The sequence below is a fragment of the Nocardia vinacea NBRC 16497 genome (genome assembly GCF_000308835.1).
Classification (GTDB): Bacteria; Actinomycetota; Actinomycetes; order Mycobacteriales; family Mycobacteriaceae; genus Nocardia; species Nocardia vinacea.
In genome coordinates this window covers 1-21,706 of the sequence record NZ_BAGN01000405.1, presented here as the reverse complement: position 1 = coordinate 21,706, position 21,706 = coordinate 1, and the positions used below count along the sequence as shown (strand labels likewise).

The 21,706-nt window shown below is 64.7% G+C and carries 22 protein-coding genes and 3 pseudogenes; 7 read left to right on the top strand and 18 right to left on the bottom strand.

Annotated elements, in window-relative coordinates:
* The first annotated feature begins 88 nt into the window (after positions 1 to 88).
* Entirely contained in the window at positions 89 to 1,981 is a 1,893-nt protein-coding gene (locus tag ON44_RS38360) for a hypothetical protein (RefSeq protein WP_040699603.1), read from the top strand.
* A 429-nt stretch (positions 1,982 to 2,410) separates the two neighbouring features.
* Positions 2,411 to 3,055 (top strand): hypothetical protein, encoded by a 645-nt coding sequence (locus tag ON44_RS38350; protein ID WP_085998699.1) that lies wholly within the window; start codon positions 2,411 to 2,413, stop codon positions 3,053 to 3,055.
* 66 nt (positions 3,056 to 3,121) lie between these two features.
* Here the strand turns inward: ON44_RS38350 and ON44_RS38345 are convergent.
* The 6 genes and pseudogenes from ON44_RS38345 to ON44_RS38320 form a co-directional block, all read right to left on the bottom strand.
* Positions 3,122 to 3,938, bottom strand: a pseudogene (locus tag ON44_RS38345) (NAD(P)-dependent oxidoreductase).
* A 55-nt stretch (positions 3,939 to 3,993) separates the two neighbouring features.
* Positions 3,994 to 4,830 carry a mycofactocin-coupled SDR family oxidoreductase gene (locus ON44_RS38340; protein WP_040699600.1) on the bottom strand — a complete coding sequence of 279 codons (837 nt, stop codon included), beginning with the start codon at positions 4,828 to 4,830 and terminating at the stop codon, positions 3,994 to 3,996.
* 5 nt (positions 4,831 to 4,835) lie between these two features.
* Positions 4,836 to 5,516, bottom strand: coding sequence for an SRPBCC family protein (locus ON44_RS38335; RefSeq protein WP_040699598.1), 681 nt, complete (start codon positions 5,514 to 5,516; stop codon positions 4,836 to 4,838).
* Positions 5,513 to 6,004 (bottom strand): (2Fe-2S)-binding protein, encoded by a 492-nt coding sequence (locus ON44_RS38330; protein ID WP_040699597.1) that lies wholly within the window; start codon positions 6,002 to 6,004, stop codon positions 5,513 to 5,515. The genes ON44_RS38335 and ON44_RS38330 overlap by 4 nt, the downstream gene beginning before the upstream one ends.
* Positions 5,997 to 6,872: an FAD binding domain-containing protein gene (locus ON44_RS38325; protein ID WP_040699595.1), complete on the bottom strand. Its 876-nt coding sequence runs from the start codon at positions 6,870 to 6,872 to the stop codon at positions 5,997 to 5,999. The genes ON44_RS38330 and ON44_RS38325 overlap by 8 nt, the downstream gene beginning before the upstream one ends.
* Positions 6,869 to 9,214 carry a xanthine dehydrogenase family protein molybdopterin-binding subunit gene (locus ON44_RS38320; protein WP_040699594.1) on the bottom strand — a complete coding sequence of 782 codons (2,346 nt, stop codon included), beginning with the start codon at positions 9,212 to 9,214 and terminating at the stop codon, positions 6,869 to 6,871. The genes ON44_RS38325 and ON44_RS38320 overlap by 4 nt, the downstream gene beginning before the upstream one ends.
* A gap of 349 nt (positions 9,215 to 9,563) precedes the next feature.
* Between ON44_RS38320 and ON44_RS38310 the strand changes: the two genes are divergently transcribed.
* Complete coding sequence (locus ON44_RS38310) at positions 9,564 to 10,640, top strand: XdhC family protein (RefSeq protein ID WP_040699634.1); 1,077 nt, start codon at positions 9,564 to 9,566, stop codon at positions 10,638 to 10,640.
* Here the strand turns inward: ON44_RS38310 and ON44_RS38305 are convergent.
* From ON44_RS38305 to ON44_RS38290, 4 genes are all read right to left on the bottom strand, one after another.
* The gene (locus ON44_RS38305; protein WP_040699633.1) at positions 10,604 to 11,248 is read right to left on the bottom strand and encodes a TetR/AcrR family transcriptional regulator; all 645 of its coding nucleotides are present in this window, start codon (positions 11,246 to 11,248) and stop codon (positions 10,604 to 10,606) included. The two genes, ON44_RS38310 and ON44_RS38305, sit on opposite strands and share 37 nt — an antisense overlap.
* Before the next feature lie 44 nt (positions 11,249 to 11,292).
* Positions 11,293 to 11,901 (bottom strand): TetR/AcrR family transcriptional regulator, encoded by a 609-nt coding sequence (locus ON44_RS38300; protein WP_051182972.1) that lies wholly within the window; start codon positions 11,899 to 11,901, stop codon positions 11,293 to 11,295.
* Positions 11,902 to 12,071: 170 nt separating this feature from the next.
* Entirely contained in the window at positions 12,072 to 12,503 is a 432-nt protein-coding gene (locus tag ON44_RS38295; RefSeq protein ID WP_040699592.1) for a nuclear transport factor 2 family protein, read from the bottom strand.
* Positions 12,504 to 12,549: 46 nt separating this feature from the next.
* On the bottom strand, positions 12,550 to 12,738 hold the full coding sequence (locus ON44_RS38290) for a ferredoxin (protein ID WP_040699591.1): 189 nt from the start codon (positions 12,736 to 12,738) through the stop codon (positions 12,550 to 12,552).
* 252 nt (positions 12,739 to 12,990) lie between these two features.
* Here ON44_RS38290 and ON44_RS38285 point away from each other — a divergent pair, with 252 nt between their 5' ends.
* The 3 genes and pseudogenes from ON44_RS38285 to ON44_RS51015 all read left to right on the top strand — a co-directional run bounded on the left by ON44_RS38285 (position 12,991) and on the right by ON44_RS51015 (position 14,701).
* Positions 12,991 to 13,305 carry an acyl-CoA dehydrogenase family protein gene (locus tag ON44_RS38285; protein WP_040699588.1) on the top strand — a complete coding sequence of 105 codons (315 nt, stop codon included), beginning with the start codon at positions 12,991 to 12,993 and terminating at the stop codon, positions 13,303 to 13,305.
* 46 nt (positions 13,306 to 13,351) lie between these two features.
* Positions 13,352 to 14,568 (top strand): annotated as a pseudogene (locus tag ON44_RS38280) (acyl-CoA dehydrogenase family protein).
* Entirely contained in the window at positions 14,558 to 14,701 is a 144-nt protein-coding gene (locus ON44_RS51015; RefSeq protein WP_157187517.1) for a hypothetical protein, read from the top strand. Before ON44_RS38280 ends, ON44_RS51015 begins: the two are co-directional and overlap by 11 nt.
* Before the next feature lie 510 nt (positions 14,702 to 15,211).
* On the opposite strand, the gene ON44_RS38275 is transcribed toward ON44_RS51015, so the two are convergent.
* The 7 genes from ON44_RS38275 to ON44_RS38245 form a co-directional block, all read right to left on the bottom strand.
* The gene (locus ON44_RS38275; protein ID WP_083898407.1) at positions 15,212 to 15,643 is read right to left on the bottom strand and encodes a pyridoxamine 5'-phosphate oxidase family protein; all 432 of its coding nucleotides are present in this window, start codon (positions 15,641 to 15,643) and stop codon (positions 15,212 to 15,214) included.
* A gap of 33 nt (positions 15,644 to 15,676) precedes the next feature.
* Positions 15,677 to 16,198, bottom strand: coding sequence for an OsmC family protein (locus tag ON44_RS38270; protein ID WP_040699586.1), 522 nt, complete (start codon positions 16,196 to 16,198; stop codon positions 15,677 to 15,679).
* Positions 16,199 to 16,699: 501 nt separating this feature from the next.
* Entirely contained in the window at positions 16,700 to 16,909 is a 210-nt protein-coding gene (locus ON44_RS38265) for an EF-hand domain-containing protein (protein ID WP_040699585.1), read from the bottom strand.
* A 319-nt stretch (positions 16,910 to 17,228) separates the two neighbouring features.
* A complete protein-coding gene (gene ppk2 / locus ON44_RS38260) occupies positions 17,229 to 18,164 on the bottom strand; it encodes a polyphosphate kinase 2 (RefSeq protein ID WP_040699584.1) in 936 nt (311 codons plus the stop codon).
* Positions 18,165 to 18,230: 66 nt separating this feature from the next.
* On the bottom strand, positions 18,231 to 18,563 hold the full coding sequence (locus ON44_RS38255) for a hypothetical protein (protein ID WP_040699583.1): 333 nt from the start codon (positions 18,561 to 18,563) through the stop codon (positions 18,231 to 18,233).
* Positions 18,564 to 18,761: 198 nt separating this feature from the next.
* Entirely contained in the window at positions 18,762 to 19,103 is a 342-nt protein-coding gene (locus ON44_RS38250; RefSeq protein WP_157187516.1) for a hypothetical protein, read from the bottom strand.
* 327 nt (positions 19,104 to 19,430) lie between these two features.
* Positions 19,431 to 20,570: an acyl-CoA dehydrogenase family protein gene (locus ON44_RS38245; protein WP_040699581.1), complete on the bottom strand. Its 1,140-nt coding sequence runs from the start codon at positions 20,568 to 20,570 to the stop codon at positions 19,431 to 19,433.
* Between the two features lie 96 nt (positions 20,571 to 20,666).
* Between ON44_RS38245 and ON44_RS38240 the strand changes: the two genes are divergently transcribed.
* The gene (locus ON44_RS38240) at positions 20,667 to 21,251 is read left to right on the top strand and encodes a TetR/AcrR family transcriptional regulator (protein WP_040699580.1); all 585 of its coding nucleotides are present in this window, start codon (positions 20,667 to 20,669) and stop codon (positions 21,249 to 21,251) included.
* 54 nt (positions 21,252 to 21,305) lie between these two features.
* On the opposite strand, the pseudogene ON44_RS38235 reads toward ON44_RS38240, so the two are convergent.
* Positions 21,306 to 21,706 (bottom strand): annotated as a pseudogene (locus ON44_RS38235) (TetR/AcrR family transcriptional regulator); the annotation flags it as partial.

Below are 21,706 nucleotides of genomic sequence, written 5' to 3'. Positions count from 1 at the left end.
TCGCATCCACACCTCGGATGTTCGACTATGGTGCCCCGATAACTGCGTTACCAGGTAGGTAACAAGCATTACCGTAGGTAGGTGCTATATGGGCTATGTGACTCACGTTCGTCGCCCCCGCCCGATCCGACAATGGTGGCGCACCACTGCCGTCGTGCTGTCGGTGGTGATGGCAAGTCTGTTCGGGCAACCGGCGTGGGCGGAACCAGCGGCCGCAAGCGTGGTGACCGTGGATCCATCCGATCAGCTACACATCAAGGCCGACGTCAGGGAGTTACCGGTGCCCCCGACGGCACCGTCCACCGACGCGGGCTCGTGCACGGAGGCGGTCAATCCACACAACACCGGCTGCGTCAGCCCCGCCTGGGGCGCGCTGGGCGCGGTGGGTACGTACTATCCGTCGAGTGATTACGCGCTGGTGGGCGCGGTCCTCGCCGGCGCACCGGCATCGGGACCGGCCAGCAGTTTCAACGGCCCGCAGATGCTGCTGGTGCACACCGACGGCAAGACGTTCCCCAACGGCGACGGCTGGAAGTGCCTGACCTGCGGTGTGTCCTACCCGGCGAGTTGGAGCGACAACAACAACTTCACGTATGCGATCAACAGTTTTCATGACGGTAAGCGGGCCCTGGCAGGCTCGGCCATCATCGACTGCGGCCCGTACGAGTTCTCCGACGACGAATGCACACCGGCGCAACTGCATGCCTATCCGCTGTACTGGGACGATGGCACCGGTAAACCCGGCACGCTGCGGGAACCCCGCCTGAATCCGGACGACAAGCACATCGGATTCAGCTATATACCACCGTCGAAGGAAGTACTCGCGGAGTATGCATTCGCGGGCACACTGAGATTCGATCAGGCGAACGGCCGCTACGACATCGACGACGTGCGGACCATGTACAACCCGGATCCCAAGTTCCAGCCGTACATGGTCGACGGCAACCAGCTGAAGTTCAACCCCGCCGGGATGATCGGCGAGTTCCGCGGCTGGACCGCCGACGGCACATCCGCCCTCGGCATCGAGAGCTACGAGTCCGGCAGCATCGACCTGTGGGCGACCGACAACGCCACCGGAAAGTCGAGGCCACTCACCCGGCACGCGATGTACACCGACCCGAACGCCGGCTCGCCCGACGGCAGGTACCTCCTGTCCGAGCAGGTGATCGGTTCCGGCCGACTGGACTTCATCTCCGGTCTGCGAGGTATTCCGCCGCTCACCGACCAGTTGCCGACCACCGGACACATCTCCGGCATTCGCAACAACGGGCAGCGCCGGTTCTTCCTGCCATATCTGGTCGACGCCGACACCGGACGCAGTATGCACATCGACACCCCTGCCGAACCGAACTGGAACGCCGCCGCTGACCCCGCCTGGCTGGCCGACAGCACCGCGGCGGTATGGGCGGAGAACCTGGTGACAGCACCGGCCTGTGGTGGCAGCAACCCGCTGCCCTGCCCGACATCCAACGAGCCGGGCGGGCGCCACAGCCGGGTGATGATCGCCCGTTTCGATGGGCTCCGCCCGACCCCACCGCCCTCCGTGGCGTCGGCACCGGATGTGGTGTGGGGGTTGCCGTACCACCCCGGCGACACGCTACCCGCATTCCCGCACCTGCCCGGCGGGACCTACACGCTCGATGGCGAGAAGGGCGGCCAGGCGAAGGTGGTGATCACCGAGGACTCGTCGAAGGCACTGATCTCGAAGATCGACGTCACCTACACCGATTTCCACAACGACCCCGACGCCACGATCAACGGCACCGAGAGCGTGGAACGCGGGACCGACGCCCAGATCTCCGCGATCACCTGGCACGAGAATCTGACGGTGTCCGGCAAACATCAGGGAACCAAGGTCACCAGTGAGCCCGGCGGATTCACCCTGTCACCGGCAGTGCTGGAAAACAACTTCCAAGCAACGGGCACCATGACAACCACTATCGATGGGGCGACCTGCACTCAGCCGGCCAACGGGGCATAGCCGAAGCCCGAACGAATCTCCGGCGACGGACATATCAATATCGGGCGAATTACAGCCGACGGTTGCGATTCGCAATCGTCAAATTAGTTGTGCCCTTCGAAAAGTATCACGCAGCGCGCAGTTGTGAAACTCCGCCGATAAAAGCTTCAGTGAGTCCCTTGTCACAGTCGGCAAACCTACTTACGGTGTATCTGTAGCGATCGAACGTAGATCCCGAGCACGCCCTTTCGGTAGCTGTCCGATAAATCCGAACGGATGGCGACACATTTCGAATGCCTGACGAATTCAGCATTTGCCGCGCTGTCGACCGAATACATGTAATCGGACATCGCGCTCCCCCGATCGGCTACGGAGCGATGTCGCTTCCGAAGACCGTCGATGAAACGGTGCGGGACGACGCCGCTCCTGAATCGGCACGGCACCAGGGCCGTGACGATCACCGCTTTGCTCGACGAGATGGAAACACCGATGGCTGCTCGACCCGTTGATCTCACTTCCCACAAAGCCAGGCGAGTGCACCCGCTCGCCCGCGCGGCAGCAGAGGCCCGCAACCATCGTCAGCGATATCAGCTGGTGGTGGTCGCGCCAGGAATTGCCGAAGTCGTCCGATATGCCGGCGGCTGGCTCTTCGATCGAGTAATGGCTGGATGGGATGTCACCGCGATGATCGCGGATCACACGGACACCCGGCCGCTCGACATTCTCGGTGTGCAGGTCGTCGGCCTCGACGAGGCATTGGGGTCGAGGGTGCGAAGCCCACTGCCGCAGACCATTGCCATCGATGCCGAGCTATATGCCGCGGATGCCCGAGTCCGCGACGGGATGCTCGACGTCTTCGACCATATGCTGATCGATGAAGTGACCCTCTGGGGTGATGGGTGTCCCAGCGAGATCGACCGTCGGGTCGCCCCCGTCCAGCACCGGCTCAGCATGGCCGCGCGGGCGTTCAAGCTACGCGCCCTCTCGGCCGTCTCCGCCACCGTGGATACGGCCGAGCCGACCGAGCAATTTCGCAGCTGTGCCCTCAATCCCGGAGGCGATGGTTTCGGCGATCTCGTTCCGGCCGCACGGTAGCCGGACTGCCGGAACCAGCCCCGGTGCCGAGGAGGACGTACCGCACACTGATGAATCCGATATCTCTCAGCGGAGCTTGTCCATCAGAGCAAGCGTGGTCTCGGCCGTTGTGAGTACCACGCCCTTCGGTGCTTCGGCGCGCACAGCGAGATCGGTCACCAATCCGACGTCCTTGCGCAGCAGTTCGGCGGCATAGATTGCCAGCTGCTGAAGGCTTCCGCCCAGCGGCGCGATCGTGCCCAGCGCAACGCTGTTTCCGCTGCCATGGGCGATGACCTCACCGAGCCGCGTGGGGTCGACACCGAGTCCGCGTCCGAGGTCGAACGTCGTGGCGGCGGTGGCGAGGTTCGCCGTGAAGAGCAGATTGTTGAGCAGCTTGGCGACCTGTCCAGCGCCCAGGTCACCAAGATGGACGACATGCCCAGCGTAGGTGTCGAACACCGGTCGGCAACGCTCGACCACCTCGGTCTCACCGCCGGCCATCACCAGCAATCTGCGCTCGGCGGCGGCCTGCCCGCCCCGCTCACGGGCGCATCAACCACCGAAATACCCTGGGCAGCGGCTTTTTCGCCAACTCACGGCAGGTGTCGGGATGTACGGTGCTATGTATCGCGAGTACGCCGCCACTCGCCAACCCGGCCAGTACCCCCGCGACACCGTCGGCGACCTCGACCACATCAGCGTCGCCGACCACACATACGCACACCAGATCGCTGGCCGCGGCGAGTGCGGCGGGAGACTCCGCCACCGTCGCGCCGGTGTCCGCGAATGCCGCCAGCGTCTCTGGTCTGCGCGCCCACAGCGTGGTCCGGTAGCCTGCCTCGATGATGCGGCGCGCCATGGGACCGCCCTGGCTGCCGAGTCCGATAAAACCTATGCGCATGGTCAGTCCCTTCAGGTGAATTCGAGATACTCGCGATGCGCCGTGCGGTCGCGGATTACTTCAGCAGCATGCCAGCGTCGACCGGCAGGGCCACACCGGTGATGAACCTGGCCTCGTCGGAGACCAGGAACAGTGCCGCGTTGGCGATGTCTTCGGCGTCGACCCAAGGGGTCGGCAGCACGTGCATGGTCTGCGATGCCGGAGCGAAGTCCTCCTTGGTCGGATTCTCCAGGTCGGGCCGGAACATCCGGAAGGTCTCGTCGTTGAGCAGCAGCGGTGTGCCGACCTGGGTCGGGCAGATCGCATTGACGCGAATACTCTTGTCGCCCAACTCTATTGCCAGCGTTCGCATCACGCCGATGACACCATGTTTGGCGGCGATGTAGTGCCCGATGTTCGGGTGCGCGCGCAGACCACCGCTGGAGCTGGTGATCACGATGGAACCGCCGCGACCACCCGCGACGAGATGCGGGATGCCTGCCTTTGCGGTGAGCCAGACCCCGGTCAGGTTGACGTCGATCATGTCGCGCCAGACCTTCTCGTCCATCCGATCGAGCCGCTTGCCCTCGCTGCCCAGGCCGGCGTTCGCAACCACGATGTCGAGCCGTCCGAACTGCGCGACGCCCTCGTCGACGACCGCTTTCATCGCGTCGTAGTCGCGCACGTCCACCTCGGCGGCGAGGATACGTCGGCCGAGCGCCTTCACCTGGTCGACAGTCTCGGCCAGGTCCGCCGGCGTCGACATCGGAATCTTGACGCCATCGAGCTGCTTACAGACGTCCACGCAGATGATGTCGGCGCCCTCCTGGGCGAGGCGCACCGCGTGGGCACGACCCTGCCCGCGGGCGGCACCGGTGATGAAGGCGACCTTGCCCTCAACTCTTCCAGCCATCTGTCTCACCTTTCATGTTGGCGTCGCCGCAGCAACAGCACAATGCTCAGCGCCAGCAGCAGTGCTGCCGCCGGCGGACCGAAACGCTTCAGGCGGCCCATGCCGGCCGCTTCGAGCAGGTCGATGGGTTCGGCCACTACGCGCGGTGCGGCGGCCGAAGCCATCACCCCGGGGTCGACCGCATTGCCGTCGTCCTCCGAATCTGATTTCAGTGCAACGACTTCCGCCGAAGCCGAGCCTTTGGCGGCGGTGATCTCCTGTGCGAGGTTCGCGGCGAACTGGCCGATGAGCGTGCCGGCCACCTCGGCCAGGGTGCCGCGACCGAACTGCGCGGGTTTGCCGGTGATAGCCAGGTCGGTCTCTACGACAACGTCGGTAGCACCATCGGATTCCACCAGTCGACAGGTGATGACAGCCTGTGCGGTGCCGTTGCCACGAACTTCTCGCCCCCCGCCCTCGAGTACGGCGACCTTGGTTGCCTCGTCGGTCGATCGGAACTTGATGACGCCGGTGTAGGTCAGACCGACGGGGCCGAGTTTGACTTTGATCTTGCCGGTGTAGCCGTCGTCGTCCTTACCCATGAGCATGGCCCCGGGCACACAGGGCGCGATCCGCTCGATGTCGAGCAGCACATTCCACGCGTCCGACACCGGGACGGGGATGCTGAAGGTGTTCTCGAGCTTCATGCGGGGTCCTTCACAATGCCGCTCTTTTCCGCCGCCGCTCGGACGGCCTTGATGATTCCCTGGTATCCCGTGCAGCGGCACAGGTTTCCGGATATGGCTGCGCGAATCTCCTCGTCCGTAGGGTGCGGGTTATCGCGCAGGAATGCGGTGGCGGTGACGACGAAACCCGGTGTGCAGAAACCACATTGCAGGCCGTGGTGCTCCCGCATCGCGGCTTGCACGGGCGACAGGCCCCCGTCGGCCGCGGCCATCCCCTCCACGGTCGTGACCTCGGCGCCGTCGGCCTGTACAGCGAAAACCAGGCAGGCCCGCACCGCGTCCCCATCCAGCAGTACGGTGCAGGCCCCGCAAACTCCGTGCTCGCAGCCGAGGTGGGTACCGGTCAGCCCGCAGTCGATCCGCAGAAAATCGGCGAGGGTACGCCGGGGCGGCACGACCTTGCGTCGCGTAATCCCGTTGACCCGCATGTGAATCTCGACGTCAGTCATCGCTCGCCTCCTCGACCGCACGCCGCCACGCGCGCGCCACCATGGCCGCACCGACGCGGCGGCGATAATCGGCCGATCCATGCAGATCGGATGGCACCGAGCCCAGCCCCGACACTGCGGTACGGCCTATGTCCCCGGGTGCCACCTCGCTTGCGGCCCGCCCGATCAGCTCGACTTCGGCAGCACCCGCTCGTACCGCCGTCGGTCCGAGTCCGAACAATCCGATGGCGCACCGGTCGATGCGCGAATCCGCATCCAGGCGCACCGCAACCGTGGCGCCCGCGATAGCGAAATCGCCACTGCGACGGGCGAATTCCTCGATCGCGAAACCGCACCGCCCCTGCCGTACCGGAAACACGATGCCGGTCAGCAGTTCGTCTTCGGCGAGCTCGGTGCTCCACATCCCGGTGAAGAACTCGGCTACGGCGATCGTCCGCCGTCCGCGCGGTGACAGCGCTTCGAGCTCCGCATCGAGTGTCAGCGCCACCGCCGGATATTCGGCGGCCGCATCGGCATGGGCGATCGATCCACCGATGGTGCCACGGTTGCGGATCTGGAAATGGCCGATCAGCGGGGTAGCGCGCGACAACAGCGGGACGGATCCACGGACTTCCGGGGACTTGCCGACCGCGGAATGCGTTGTCCCGGCACCGATCCACACCGAATCATCGCGACTGTCGATGCCACGCAATTCCTCCAGGCGGCGCAAGTCGACGAGGTGGTCGAAGACCGCCAGGCGCAGGATGAGCATCGGCATCAGGCTCTGCCCACCGGCGATCGCCTTGGCTCCATCGCCGAGTTCGGCCAAGAGTTCGACCGCCTCCTGCGCAGTGGCCGGGGCGTGGTACACGAATGCTGCCGGCTTCACGCCGTCACCGCCGGGGCATCGGCCGCGTCGATCAGCGCGAGGATCGCAGCGGGAGTCAGCGGCAGCCGGGAGATTTCCACGCCGAACGGGGCCAGCGCATCGGCGACCGCGTTGACCACGGCCGGAGAAGAGCCGATCGCGCCGCCCTCCCCGACCCCCTTGTAGCCACCGGGCCCGGGTCCCGGTGTTTCGATGTGACCGAGCTCGATGACGGGCACCTCCGTGGCCGTCGGAATCAAGTAATCCATGAACGTGGTCGCGACCGGATTTCCACTCTCGTCGTAGGCGAGATTCTCGTAGAGCGCGCCACCGATGCCCTGCACCGTGCCGCCGTAGATCTGTCCCTCCACCACACTGGGGTTGATCATGGGGCCGCAGTCCTCGCTGACGATGTAGCGCAACAGTGTGACCGCGCCGGTCTCGATATCGACCTCGCAGGTGCACAGGTGGGTCGCGTTGGCCCAGATCATCGGGCTCTGTGCGCGATAGCGCCCGCTACATTCCAATCCCGCAGGCACGCCCGGCGGCAGCGCATCAGGCTGAAAGTAGGCAATCGCGCAGATCTCGGGCAACGACAACTCGGCATCGGGCGCCCCGCGCACCGTGGCCCGCCCGTGCGTGAACTCCACCTCGTCGACCGCCACACCCAAGCGATGGGCTGCGATGGCCAGAATTCGTTCCCGCAGTACCGATGCTGTCTCGGCGATCGCCCCTGCCACCATCGAACCGGAACGACTGCCGCCGGTGCCGGCACCGAACGGTGTCACAGCCGTATCGCCCTGGATGGTGTGGACATCTGCGATGTCGACACCGAGCGCGTCGGCGGTCAGCTGAATCGCGGTGGTTTCCAGGCTGTTTCCCGCGGATCCACCGGCGAGATATACGTTGACCTTGCCCGAGGGCTCGATGCGGATCGTCGCGCCTTCGGTACCGTGGTACGGGGTCGACGCTGCGGTCGGCTCCACATATGTGCATGTGCCGACGCCGAGAAAGCGGCGGTGCGCGCGGGCCAGTTCCTGCTCACGGCGGAAGGCCGGATAGTCGAGTATCCCGAGCGCCTGCTCGAACGTCTCCAGCGGCGTGATGTCGCTGTACCGCATGCCGTTCGGGTTCAGCAGCGGCAAGTCCTCGCGGCGCAACATGTTCCGGCGGCGCAACTCGACCGGGTCGATGCCCAACCGCCGTGCAGCGGTGTCGAGCAGCACCTCCCGCGCCATCGATTCGAACTGCCACGGCCCGCGATAGGCCACTCGCCCAACGGTGTTGGAGTACAACATCTTCATGGTGAACGTCGCCGCGGGCACCCGATACGGCCCGGGAAACAGCATCCCGACAACCGCGGCGGCCGTCATCGGCGACGGCACCGGATATGCCCCGACGTTCTGCACGTAGTCGAGAGAGGCGGCCAGAATCGTGCCGTCCCGGTCGAAGGCCATGCGAGCCTCGCCGTGGTCCTGGCGTGCCAGCCCCGCCGAGATCAGGTGTTCCTGCCGGTCCTCGATCCACTTCAGCGCAACCGGTACCTTCGTCGCCGCCAGCATGACACAGATGTCCTCCCGCTGAACCACCACCTTCTGCCCGAAGCCACCTCCGGTGTCGCGCACAATGACTCGCACCCGATGCTCGTCGACGCCGAGCAGCCGGGCGCAGAATCCGCGCACCTCGTGCGGCGCCTGGGTCGAGGTCCAGATCGTCATCTCACCGGCAGATGCCGACCACTCCGCGACCACGCCGCGGGTCTCCATCGGCACTGGCGTATATGCCTGCTGAAAGATGGTTTGCCGCACCACATTCGGTGCGGCATCGAACAGTGGCCCCACCTCTTCGGCCGGCCGACCGGCCAGCTGTCCCGCGATGTTCCGCGGAAAACGGGCGTGCACGAGGGCCTGCGAACCTTCCGCCGTCGTGTAGTCGACCACGGCGGGCAACGGCTCGTAGTCGACGACGACCAACTCCGCCGCGTCCTCGGCGATATATCGGTCGGAGGCGACAACCAGCGCGACCGGATCCCCGACGAACCGCACCTCGTCCTCGGCCAGCGGCGGCCAATTCGACGCAGGCAGGTGCGGCCCATCGATCCGGTACGACTGATCGCGCACACCGAGATTGAGGTCCCCGGCCAGAAAGACAGCGTAAACCCCCTCGAGCGCAACGGCTTCCGCGGTGTCGATTCCGCCGATCCGGGCGCGGGGCAACGGGCTGCGCACAAAGCAGGCGTGCAGCATGCCCGGCCGCGACACATCATCGACGAATGATCCGGCGCCGGTCAGCAGCCGCAGATCCTCGATCCGGGAGACACGCGTACCGGCATAGGTATCAGCCCTCGTTTGTGCGGCACTCACCGCTCACCCTTCCTCGGTGTGCCGTGCGATCGACCAACACCTAGTGCTCGACTGCCCCGATTCCTCGGTTCATGCATTTGGGCCTCCATATGCGCCGGATGGCATCGTGCGACATCGATGTATACAGCTGTTTTCGCAGCTCTATCTCGGTTTGCTCGCGGATGACGGTTGTGCTGCCCGACCGAATCGGGCGACCGGGATCCATCGTTTGCGACAGTCCGGCGGGCGCGCCGTCCGGCACCGATATCGTGCTGTACAACTGTCTAGCACCGGGCTCGAATGCCTGTCAATATGAATGTATGTCGGATTTGAGAATGATATTCTCGCGATACAGCTCGAGAGGTTGATCATGCGCGAATTGTCGGCACAGCTACTGCGATGGCATGCGCAGCAAGCCTCGTACGCCGTCGCCACGGCTGTCGACGTAACCGGAAGCGCACCACGGCTGCCCGGCGCGACCATGGCCGTGAACGACGAGGGTGCCGTCCTGGGCAGCATCTCGGGTGGCTGTGTGGAAGCGGCCGTCTACGACCTCTGCGGGCAGGTTATGCGGTCGGGCATGCCGGCGTGGGAGACGTTCGGCTACAGCGATTCCGACGCCTTCGCGGTCGGACTCACCTGCGGTGGCGAGGTGCAGGTTTTCGTCCATCGAGTCACCCCGCAGGAGTACCCGGCCATCGAAGCCGTCGTGCGAGCCGAGCATCCGATCACTCTGGTCCGCGATCTGAGAACCGGCGAGATCAGCGCCATCGGACTACGAGAAACTGCCGGCGCGAAGTTCGAACCGGCGGTGGTACAGCAGGCTTTGGGGATGCTCGACGCCGCCGCATCCGGCATACAGGTAATCGGATGCGACGATGACCACCGCACGGTATTCATCCAGTCGTTCGGCTCGCAACCACGTCTGATCGTCTGCGGGGCAACCGATTTCAGTGCCGCGCTATGCCAGGTCGGGCGATTGCTGGGTTACCGTGTCACCGTTTGCGATGCTCGATCGGTGTTCACCACGAAGGCGCGGTTCCCCGACGCCGACGAGGTGGTAGTGGACTGGCCGCATCGGTATCTCGGCCGCGCCCAGGTCGATTCGCGTACCGCAGTTTGCGTGCTGACCCACGATCCGAAGTTCGATATACCGGTCCTGCAGCTGGCATTGCGGCTACCGATCGGATACGTCGGTGCGATGGGCTCACGCCGCGCCGATGCAGATCGCCGTTCCCGTTTGCGGGCAGCAGGTCTCACCGAGTTCGAGCTGCGCCGTCTGCACTCACCGATCGGGTTGGGACTGGGCGGACGGACTCCCGAGGAGATCGCGGTGGCGATCGCCGCAGAGATCGTCGCCGTGCGGCGTGGTGGGTCGACCCAGCCGTTGTCCGCGACGAACCGGCCGATTCACGCCGTGTCGGATGCGCAGCCGTCGTCGGCTTGATCGGAAGCGTCGATCTGATCGGCGGCGACTGCCGGTGGCTCCAAGATGTCAAGGTAGTGTTCGACCAGAGCGAGCATCTCGTCATGACCCATGCTGAAACCGAAGTTGGCTTCCGTCACCATCAGTCGCGGCAGGCCCGAGAGCAGCATCGACAGCGTCACTGGGGTGATCTGCTCGGGGGCGATCCGATGCTCCCGCAGGATGAATGTGAAAGCAGTGACCTGGATTTCCCGGTACCGCCGAGCATAAGCCATCAGCTCGGTACGAATCGCCTTGCGATGGTTGGCCAGCGCGATGAACTCCTGCATCAGCGCGTTGCCGCGCGGATCCCGGGACAGCTCCCACAGGGCATGCAGCGGCCGGTCCGATGTCAGCGCTTGCATTTGGCGTTCGAAGTTGGCCTCGGTTCCTTCACTGAAGACCGCGAGAAACAAATCCTCCATGGTCGGGAAGTAGTAGTGCACCAACGCCGGCTTGACACCCGCCTCCGCGGCCACCCGACGGGTCGTCGCGGCCGCGTAACCCTCCTCGGTCATGACCCGCGCAGTAGCGTCCAGAAGAGTGCGCCGCGTCGCCGAGTCCTTCGCGCCTCGCCTGCGGGTGGACATGACCGCGAGGCTATCACTGGGCAGTCGGACAGCAGCGGGGTGGATCACGCGGTCAGCGCGCCGCTCGCCCCTGATCGGTCATCCCCGGCGGCAAAATGATCGGTGAGGACGCGGGCCGCCTCGGCGATGGCCGGGCGCAGGCGATCCGCCGGGTAGTCAGGCCCGAACAGCATGCGTCGCAACTGTGGCAGAGCCAGACTCCAGTCGACCATGGCGAGAATCAGAAAGACCAGCGTCCGGGGATCACGCTCCGCTGAACCCATCGCAGCCCGTGCGGCCCGGACCTTGTCCGCATAGTGTTCGGTGCGCGCCGGTTCGTCGGGAACGAGACCATCCCCTATTTCGAGCGCCTCCCACATCACCAAACGCAGCGCCCGCGGGTGCGCCCGGTGGTAATCGAACAACCGGGCAGCGTAGTTACCCAGGTCGGACTCATCAAGCGGTACCGCTCGAGCCAGTTCCACCATCGACCGTTCCAGGACTACCGCGAACAACGCCTTCTTGTCGCCGAAGTAGTCGTAGATCGCACGCTTGTTGGCCTTGGCATCGGCCGCGATACGATCCACCCGCGCGCCGGCGATGCCGTATTCGGCGAACTCTTTCGTCGCGGCAGCGAGAATCCTTTCCTTGGTCGCCGCAGAGTCATATGCCACACGACCATCGTAACGAAACAGTTCGTTCATAGCGTCGGCCCACGCAGGCTCGATTGCTGGCAGGCGCGTTCGTACCATCGGCGGCGGCCACGTCGAGCTGGTGTGCGGCGGGGCACGCCCGCCGCGATCACATTCCGGCCCTGCCTACCCGATGGTTCCACTCGGGGAACTCACTGCAACACGACGCTGGGATTGCCGTCGGTCCAGGTGTTCGACAACAGCCGCGACGCGATCCGCCAGCCGGACTCCGTGCGACGCAGCAGATCCCGGTAGCGACCGGCCGCGAGGAAGCGTTCACCGCCGCGCATGTGCTGGGCCAGATAGTAGCAGCTGTGGGCGGCCTCGTCTCCGGCGATCGTCACGACGTGGTTGGTGACGAAATGTTGTGTCGCATCGAGCCTTTCGATCCCCGGCCGAACCCGTGCGAGGATCTCGGCGGGGCCGGTGCACCGCTGGTCGGCCGCCGAATAGTCCCAGACGGCGTCTGGCGTGAACAGGCTCTCGAACAGCGGCCAGTCGCGATTGTCGAGGGCGGTGGAGTAGGCGGTCACTGTGTCGACGACCGCGATCCGGTCGGCGAGCAGGTCTGTCGCGGTGGTCATCTGCGTTCCTGATCAGTAATGGGGATAGGGATTTCGCGACCTCGACTCAGCTCGCTTCGATCGCCTGTTCGGGGCAGGCCTGTACAGCGGATTCGACCGCCTCGCTGAACTCGTCCGGTATGTCGGACATCTGGACCTGGGCATAGCCGTCGTCGTTGAGGACGAACACCTGTGGGCAAAGACCGACGCAGACGCCGTGACCACGGCAACGATCCGAGTCGACGAAGACCTTCATCTGGCACTTCCCTTCACTACATCGAACAACTCAGCTCGGCCGTGCCGGGGCGAAGGCCGCCACGCCGCGTCGTCGCTCCCATATGCGCTGCGGCTCTCAGTGTCTGCGGGCTTCGCCGTCCACACAGGACGGCCACTTCCGGAATCCGAGAGAATGCTACTCTCGATATCTGAACACGTTATTCTCGTGTGAGAAGAACGTCAACCGGGTAGCTGCCGTCGCTCCGAATCCCCCTCAGAAAGACCATCCACCATGACCGTCGATCCGACCTACGAGCAGGCGCCGTTCCACTCGACCATCCGTGATCTCCTCCGACGCACCATGCTGAGCGATGTGCCTCGCGAAATCCGCCACACCGCAACCGGATTCGACCGTGAGTGGTGGCGTCGCCGGGCGGAGCTGGGCCGGGCGGCCATGCTGGTCCCCGAAACCCTCGGTGGCGGCTCGGTTTCGGGTCGACCACTAAGAGAATTTGCGCTGGTCGCCGAGGAATTCGGCCGTGCCTGCGCACCCGCACCGCGGATGGCCCGGTCCAGCTGCTCATGCCGGCAGACGCGACGGGCGTGACGAGAACACGCATCACCGACCTACTGACTGGGAGCGCTGCATGTCCATCGAACTCGAATCCGTCGACAGCTTCCGAGACCGCGCCCGCCGCTGGTTGAAGGAGTACCTGCCGCGCACCACGGACTCCTCGCTCGGCCTCTTCGACGAAGCGGTGTGGGCCCGCCACCGTACCCTGCAGCGAATTCTCTTCGACGGCGACTTCGCGGGCATCTGCTTCCCGAAAGAGTATGGCGGACAGGGTCTCACACGCGCCCACCAGCAGGCGTTCACCGAGGAGTCGCTGGGCTACGAGATGCCGCTGGCGCTGAATGTTCCGACGCTGGCCATCTGCGCGGCGACCCTGCTGGAGCTGGGCACGGAGGCGCAGAAACGCATCCACATTCCGGCGGTGCTGCGCGGAGAAGAACTCCTCGTACAGTTCTTGTCCGAACCTCGGGGTGGGTCCGATCTTGCCGGTTTGACCACACGGGCCTACCGCGACGGCGACGAGTGGATTCTCAACGGCACCAAGATCTGGAGCTCGGGTGCCTATGCCGCCGACTACGGACTGTGCCTGGCACGCACGAATTGGAAGGTACCCAAGCACAACGGGCTCACGCTGTTCCTTGTGCCCACCACCGCCCCCGGCCTGACGATCCGGCGGATCAAGCAGGTCACCGGATCGACCGAGTTCTGCGAAGAATTCTTCGACGATGTCCGGCTACCCGCCGACGCGGTAATCGGCGAGGTCGGCGCAGGCTGGGCAGCCACTTCCCGACTGAGCACGAACGTGCGGCGGTGGGCGGCACCTCCCCCTACATCAGCGGTGAACAGCCCCACCTCGGAGGCGAAGCCAACGCACTCATCGACCTGGCCCGCACCACCGGATGCCTCGACGACGCCCGCGTGCGGGAGGACATCGGCGCGGCGCGAACGATGAGCCTCGTCCGCAATCAACTGATCGCACACATCTCCACTGCGATCGCTGCGGGCACGCTGCCCCCGGCCGCAGGCTCGATCGTCCGCCTGTTCGGCGCCGAAACAACCTGGCTGCAAACAGATTCCGCGTTGCGGATCGCGGGCACCGCCGCGGTGATCGGCGAGCCGGACGGTCCCGGCAACGGGCAGACCGGCATACATTATCTGTTTCGCAACGCCGCGAGCCTGGGCGGCGGCAGCACCGAAATGGCCCGCAACATCATCAGTGAACGCGTACTGGGTATGCCCCGCGAATACGCCGCCGACCGAGACAGCCCATTCGATCAGGTCCCCCGTGGCCGTTGAGACCAACGCGATCAACCGCTCGGCGACCCGCGCGTTCGGCCGTCTGTTGGTCAGCAACTCGCACAGCCAGTCCATCGGCGGTAGCGATGAGCTGCTGCGGGTGAACCTTGGCCGCGTTCACTCCTATACCTGAGCCCATTCCGTGAACAGGGGGACGGGTTCCGTCGGATCCAATCCGGTGCCTGCCAACGATTGCGAGTTGTTGTTGGTGCTCGTAGCGCACTTGTAGGTCCAGGGCTCTGTACAGCTGGATCTTGTCGGAGGGATTTCCGCATCGACGACCTGACCGATTCGCGGCCTCGGTCGCGGAATTCATTTGTGCTCTGCAACGGTGCGAAACCGCAGGAGCGCCAGTGGCTGGGCGCTATGGAAAGCCATGTTGACCCTAACCGAACGCGATCTGTCAGTCCGCGACCTGACCCGAACCCAGCACCTGATCAACGAAAGCCTCACCGACCACCTCAATTTCGGCTGATCCAGGTCGATCGAGCCTCGGCTCGGCGGCAGTCTCGATCGACCCTATGCAATCCACTTCAGCCCCGACAACCGTGACTCGACTCGATCGAGGCATGCCATCTGACATCGTGCTTGCCCTCACCGCCGCGGCCGGTTCGGGCAGCGCATCTGTGGATGTTCGTCGTGCTCAGATACTGGCGATGGCTGTGATCTTGCGAGGGATGATCGTGATGAGCATCCTCTCCCGGTCCAGAGCCCGGTCGACTGCTCCGGGTGCAGTCGAGCCGTCGATGTACTCGGCTCGGATTCGCCTGGTCCACATCCCATCCCGATCGAGAGAAACGGTAGCGTCACCGATCACCCGGACCTGCTTGTTCGGCCTCTCACCATCAGCGCGCAAAGCGGCCTCCACATCGATGACGAGCCCGACTCGAGGATTTCGCATGATTCGATCCAGATGCGGGCGACCCGCATAACTCGTCAGATAGAAGACCGCGCCCACCCGCAGAAACCAAATCGGGGTGACGTGCGGGTATCCATCCGAGTCGATCGTCGCCAAATGCGCGACAGCATCGAGGGACAGCAGGCCTTCGACTTCGGATTCGTCAAGTCGTCGCATCTGATGGCGTTGCGCGCCCCGTAAGGTCCCGGGCTAGGCGAGGACGACATCGAGCGGCACCACGTTGCGCACCGTATGCCCCACCGGCGAGCTGCCCACCACCTTTGCATGCAACTCTGCGAGCTGTTCCGGGGAGGCGTCCGAGTCGATCCGCACTGTGGCGGTGACGGTTTCGAAGCCGGCGTGGCCCTCGGCGAGCCCGAGGAATACGCGCAGGTCGAGGTCGCCTTTCAGGTCGACCCGCAAGCTGTCGATGCGGATACCGGCGATCGTGGCATTCGCCGCGTAGCCGACCGCCAGGCAGTTGCCGAGCGCAGCGAGCAGCTGCTCCACCGGATTCGGTGCGCTGTCGCCACCCCCGAGGGTGGTCGGCTCGTCCGACGGCGTCGGCGAGAAGTTGCGGATCCGCGCCTCCGAACTGAATGCGCCCTTCCACGTCACGTGAGCCGCCCACGTGGTCTGCGCCTTGGCCGGGTCGGCCTGGATGGCTTTCACCAAGCCGCCGACGGCGTCGAGGTCGACCTCATTGAGAAGAGTGTTGGTATCGGCGGTCACGTGTGCTCCCTAGAGGTGCCGGAATTCCCTGCGGCGCATAATTTTCCGCTCCGGATCCAGGACCGGACACGATTTCCCGCAGCGAGAATTTATCGTTCTGCAGGGTTGTGCACAGACCGAAAGTGCTGTATTCGGCGAACCTGGGAGCCGTCACACGCCGGTTCCGGTACGCGGGTGATCCGGATCAGCTGCACAGAATCGTTCTGATCGAAAGGATTTCCGCGACGGTTGCCGATCCGGATGATGAAATTCGGATGCCAGCGGTCGAAATGCGTACGGATTCGTGATCAAGCGTTTCACGCTTCCAGCGTGGCACTGACGTCGACCGCTACGACGTGCTTGCGTCGCGCTGGCCGCGAAGGCGGCGAGCAGCATCCGGTGAGCTCGTCGAGGGAGCGGGGCCCGGCCGCGCCGCGAGTGAGCAGGTACGACAGAAAATCGGCCCCGGGAGTCATCTCCCGGGACCGATTCGCGGTTCGGCTGGATTCCAGCGGATCCCGCTCAGATACGTCCACCGGCCGCGGCGGCCAGGAATTCGTGCCTGACAATCCTGCCGTCGCCGTCCCTATCGAGGCTGTCGAACAACTCCGCGATAGACCGGGGGTCCTTGCCCTCGTTCTCGTAGTGCTCGAAGAATTCTTCGCGGCTGATGAAGCCGTCGGAGTCCCGATCCATGGCCTCGAATGCGTCCAGAATGTCCCTGTTATCCATTCGGTTCTTCTCCCAACTTTCTAGGCGGGTGGCGGGTGTGCCACTCCGCGAGGACAGTGGTCGAGCCGTGTTGGAAAAACTGACCCATCAAGGCTAGAGGCTGAGTGGGTGTCGGTGTGGAAAATACGAATTCTCAGCAAATTGGCCGCTAGAGTGCCGGGCCAGGACCTCGGCGTTTGTCAGAACTGCTCTGCGTGCGGCTTCTGATCGAAATCGATGCGGTTGCGGGTCGGGTCTGCGGAGTCGTAGAGCACGCGGACTCGGCCGCGTGACCGCACGAGTTCACCCTGCGGTGTCACCCCAAGGATTTCCGGGCGGGTCAGGAGCCGATGACGTCGCAGGCGCGGCCCACGAGGAGTGGGTCGGCCGGGGTGACGATCTCGGGGTCCTTGTTGTCGTAGTCGAACAGACCGAGGACGTGGCGCATCGCGTTGAGGCGGGCGCGTTTCTTGTCGTTGCTCTTGACCACGATCCAGGGGGCGTAGTCGGTGTCGGTGTGCTCGAAGTTCTGCTCTTTGGCGGCGGTGTAGTCGTCCCACTTGTCGAGCGAGGCCAGGTCCATCGGGGACAGCTTCCACTGGCGGACCGGGTCGACTTGGCGGATGGCGAAGCGGGTGCGCTGCTCCAGCGGGGATACCGAGAACCAGAACTTGACGAGGTCGATGCCGTCGTCGACGAGCATGCGCTCGAAGAGCGGAACTTGGGCAAGAAATCGCTGATGTTGTTCGAGGGTGCAGAACCCCATGACCCGTTCGACTCCGGCCCGGTTGTACCAAGAGCGGTCGAACAACACGATCTCCCCACCCGCGGGTAGGTGTTCGACATAGCGCTGGAAGTACCACTGCGTCGACTCGCGCGTGGTCGGCTTCTCCAATGCCACCACGCGTGCGCCGCGCGGGTTGAGGTGCTCCATGAACCGCTTGATGGTCCCGCCCTTACCTGCGGCGTCGCGGCCCTCGAATACGATCACCAGCCTGCGCCCCTCGGCCTTCACCCAATTCTGCAATTTGAGCAGCTCGATCTGCAGCAGGCGTTTGTCGGCCTCGTAGCTATCGCGGGCCAGACGCTCCTCGTAGGGGTAGCCCTCACGCCAGGTGTCGACGGCGAAACCGCCCTGGGCGGTGATCAGGATCGGGTCGTCGTCGTCGAAATCGTCGACGATGAAACCGGCAGTGTCGGAAAGGTCGACCACGGACTCGAGGTCGCCGATCTCACTGAAGTCGGGCGATGGCTGCCGCGTCGCGAAGTCGGTCATTTTCGGGACACTATCGACGGATTCTGACCGAAAGGTGAACAGTCGAAGCACCTCATCGTGCGCGTATCACCTGCGGCGTGGACCTTTCCTGGTCATGCGCAGACCCCATACCTCGAGGGTGGTCGCGATCGCCATGTATTGCAGGTAAGCGGCGATGACAAGCTCGGCGCCGTAGTCGTGCAGCCATCCTCGCAATGGCAGTAGCGCCGCCACACCGAGGCAGATCAGCAACGCACCCAGCACCAGTGCCGGGATCCGCAGCGGCGCGAGTTGCTCATCGCGGAGGACACGGGCAGACCGCGCCGAATCTGCGGCGGCCCTCGAGCTCGGCTGGGAGGCGGCGGGACTACCGGTACCGCGTGCCTGGAAGGGGTTGGGTATGGACGCTGGATTAGCCATAGCGTTCTCCGGGCCGACACTCCGATCGACCAAGGTAGCGATTCGATATGGAAGATGGCGCAACACGGGTGATCGCCGTCACCGACGACCGATCCGTCCTGTCATGCGGCGCGATTGCCGCTCCCCGACTTTTATGAAGGCTAACTATTAGCTAGCGAGAGCGGGGCAGTAATTGAACTTCGAAAAAAGAACCACTGCTCACACGACGCCGCGCGTTCGCGCGAGACCGAATCGTGACCTGGCGCGCAGATATGGTCCTGAACTAGGGAAATACCTGTCCGGTTGGCGGAATTCGGATCTGCTGGGGAGCGCGCGCAACCAACTGGGCGTTACCGAACCGATATCCAGCAGCGAGTTGGCCGATGGGTGCCCCGGATGATCGAGACCGTTGCGGCACAGCCGAACGATCGACCACACAGTCGCGCAGAGCAGCATGCCGTTGCGGACCGTCAGCACCACCACTCCCGACCAACTCCCGGTGGCTACCCGGTCGTAAAGGAAGGGGAATTCCACCGCGCCGCCCATGAGCGTGGCCGCCACGCACCCCGACGCCACCGCGGACACCACTGGCCCAGATACCTCGTCGGCACCGAAACGGCGGCTCGTCCGCCATCGGGAAAATGTTCTGGTACACGATCTGCTCGGCCCATCCGCCGAGGTGTTCGCCTGGGTCGTGCGACACCTACCAGCCCGGGTGTGCCGGTCCGAACGACTCCGGCTGCAAACCGTACGACTACGACCAGAATCGACAGAACTACGGCGGATATCGCTGATCCGGCGTTCGCACGGCAGAGCCCCGACTTGTCCCGGCTATCCACCCGCTCAAGTCCCGGGGCTCTGCCGTGCCGGGGGTGTGGATCCGACCGGTCATTGTGCGAGGCTGCGTGCGATGACCAGGCGCTGAATCTGGTTGGTGCCCTCGAAGATCTGGGTGATCTTGGCTTCGCGCATATACCGCTCGACCCGGAAGTCGCGGGTGTAGCCGTAGCCGCCGAATACCTGGACCGCGTCGGTGGTGACCTTCATGGCCGCGTCGGTCGCGATCAGTTTGGCAACACTCGCCTGCCGTGAATACGCCAGCCCCGCATCGCGTCGCCGCGCGGCATCGAGGTAGGTGGCGCGGGCCGAATCGACCGCGGCAGCCATATCGGCCAGTAGGAACCCGAGACCCTGATGGTCGATGATCGGCTTGCCGAATGCCGTGCGTTCTTTGGCGTAGGCGACGGCTTCGTCGAGCGCGGCCTGAGCCAGTCCGGTCGCGACCGCCGCGATGCCGAGTCGGCCGGAATCCAGTGCGCTCAAAGCGATCTGGAGTCCTTGCCCCTCCGTACCGATCCGTCGCTCGACGGGCAGGAACGCGTCGTCGTAGTGCGCGGTCGTGGTCGGCACCGCGTGCAGCCCCATCTTCTGCTCGGGCTTGCCGAATGTCAGGCCGGTGGTCTCACGCGGTACCAGGAAGCAGGAGATGCCGCGCGCCCCCTCGCCCGTGCGTGCGAAAAGGTTGTAGAAGTCGGCGATGCCGCCATGGGTGATCCAGGCCTTGGTGCCGTTGACGAGATATCCGCCGTCGACGGGACCGGCCTTGCATGCCACCGCGGCGGCATCTGATCCGGCCTGCGGCTCCGACAGGCTGTACGCGCCGATCGTATTGCCGCCCAACATCTCCGGCAGCCAGCGCCGCTGCTGCTCCTCGGTACCGAAGGCGAGCAGCGGATGGCAGGCCAGGCTGTGCACGCTGACCGCCACCGCGATCGCCGCCCACCTCGCGGCGATCTCCTCGAGTACCTGCAGATACACCTCGTACGGCTGGCCACCGCCACCCCATTCGACCGGGTACGGCAGGCTCAACAACCCGGCCTCCCCCAACGTGGCGAACACACCGTCGGGATAGGTCTCGGCCCGTTCGTGTTCATCCACGATCGGCGTGAGGACTTTATCGGCGATGTCGCGGGTGAGCTGGATCAATTCCCGGGCTTCGGTGGTGGGCAGCAGACGTTCGACGGCCACAGGACTCCTCGCCTACGAATAACAGTACTGAATTACTGCATACAGTACTGCTCTTGCTGCAGTACTGCAAGCACCTCACCAGTACTATTCGCTGATATGGAGCAGCTCACGCGCGCAGGATTCGCCACCCGGCGGCGTACCGAACTCTTCGACGCGCTGGTCGACCTGTTTCTGACCGAGGGATTCGCCCACCTGACCCTCGACGAGATCGCCGCCAGACTGCGCTGCTCCAAGTCGACCCTCTACACCCTCGCAGGCAGTAAGGAACAGCTGGTCCGGGCCGCGACAGTGCACTTCTTCCGCCGCGCCACCGACGACGTGGAAACCAGCATCGCGCCGATCACCGATGCCCGTGAGCGCATCACCGCCTACCTGTCCGCGGTCGGTACCGCCTTGGCCGCGGCCTCCGACCGATTCATGGCCGACTTGAGCGGTTTCGCGCCCGCGCGGGAGATCTACGAGAAGAACACCAGGATCGCCGCCCGCCGGGTCCGCGAACTCATCGATGAAGGCGTCGCGGCGGGCGAATTCCGTGACGTCCACGCCGCCTTCGCCGCCGATATGGCCGCGACCATGATGGTCCGCATTCAGCAGGGCGGGGTGCGCGAGCACACCGGACTCGACGATGCCGATGCCTACCGCGAGTTGGCCGCCATCCTCACCGCGGGCATCAGCGCCTAGCCATGAGGGTGACCCCCACGACGGTGTATCAGCACAAGTACTCGAAGGAGAGAATCAGCCGCAGGCATTGGTGACGACTGGCACCAGGTACCCGCGCGCGAACTCGGCGAGCTCGTCGTCGGACCGTAGCGGTGTTGTGCCGTGCGGGGCCAGAATGAGTGAATGGACTACGCGGCAGACGATTTCGGCGCGGGTCATCAGGTCGTCGAACTCGGCGAGTAGTCCGCGCTGGACCGCGCGTTCGAGCGTGGTGGCGGTCGCGGCGACGCACATGGTGAAGGTAGCGGCGCCGTCGACCGTGAGTTTCATGATCACTCGCTCGGGTTCGATCGCCAGCATTCGTTCGACCATCGGATGGGTACGCCAGCGCGTGACGACCGTGACGAATATGTCGGCGACGAGATCGTCGATACTGTCGTGCCTTTCGGGCATTGCGGCGATTTCCGCCAGCAGGG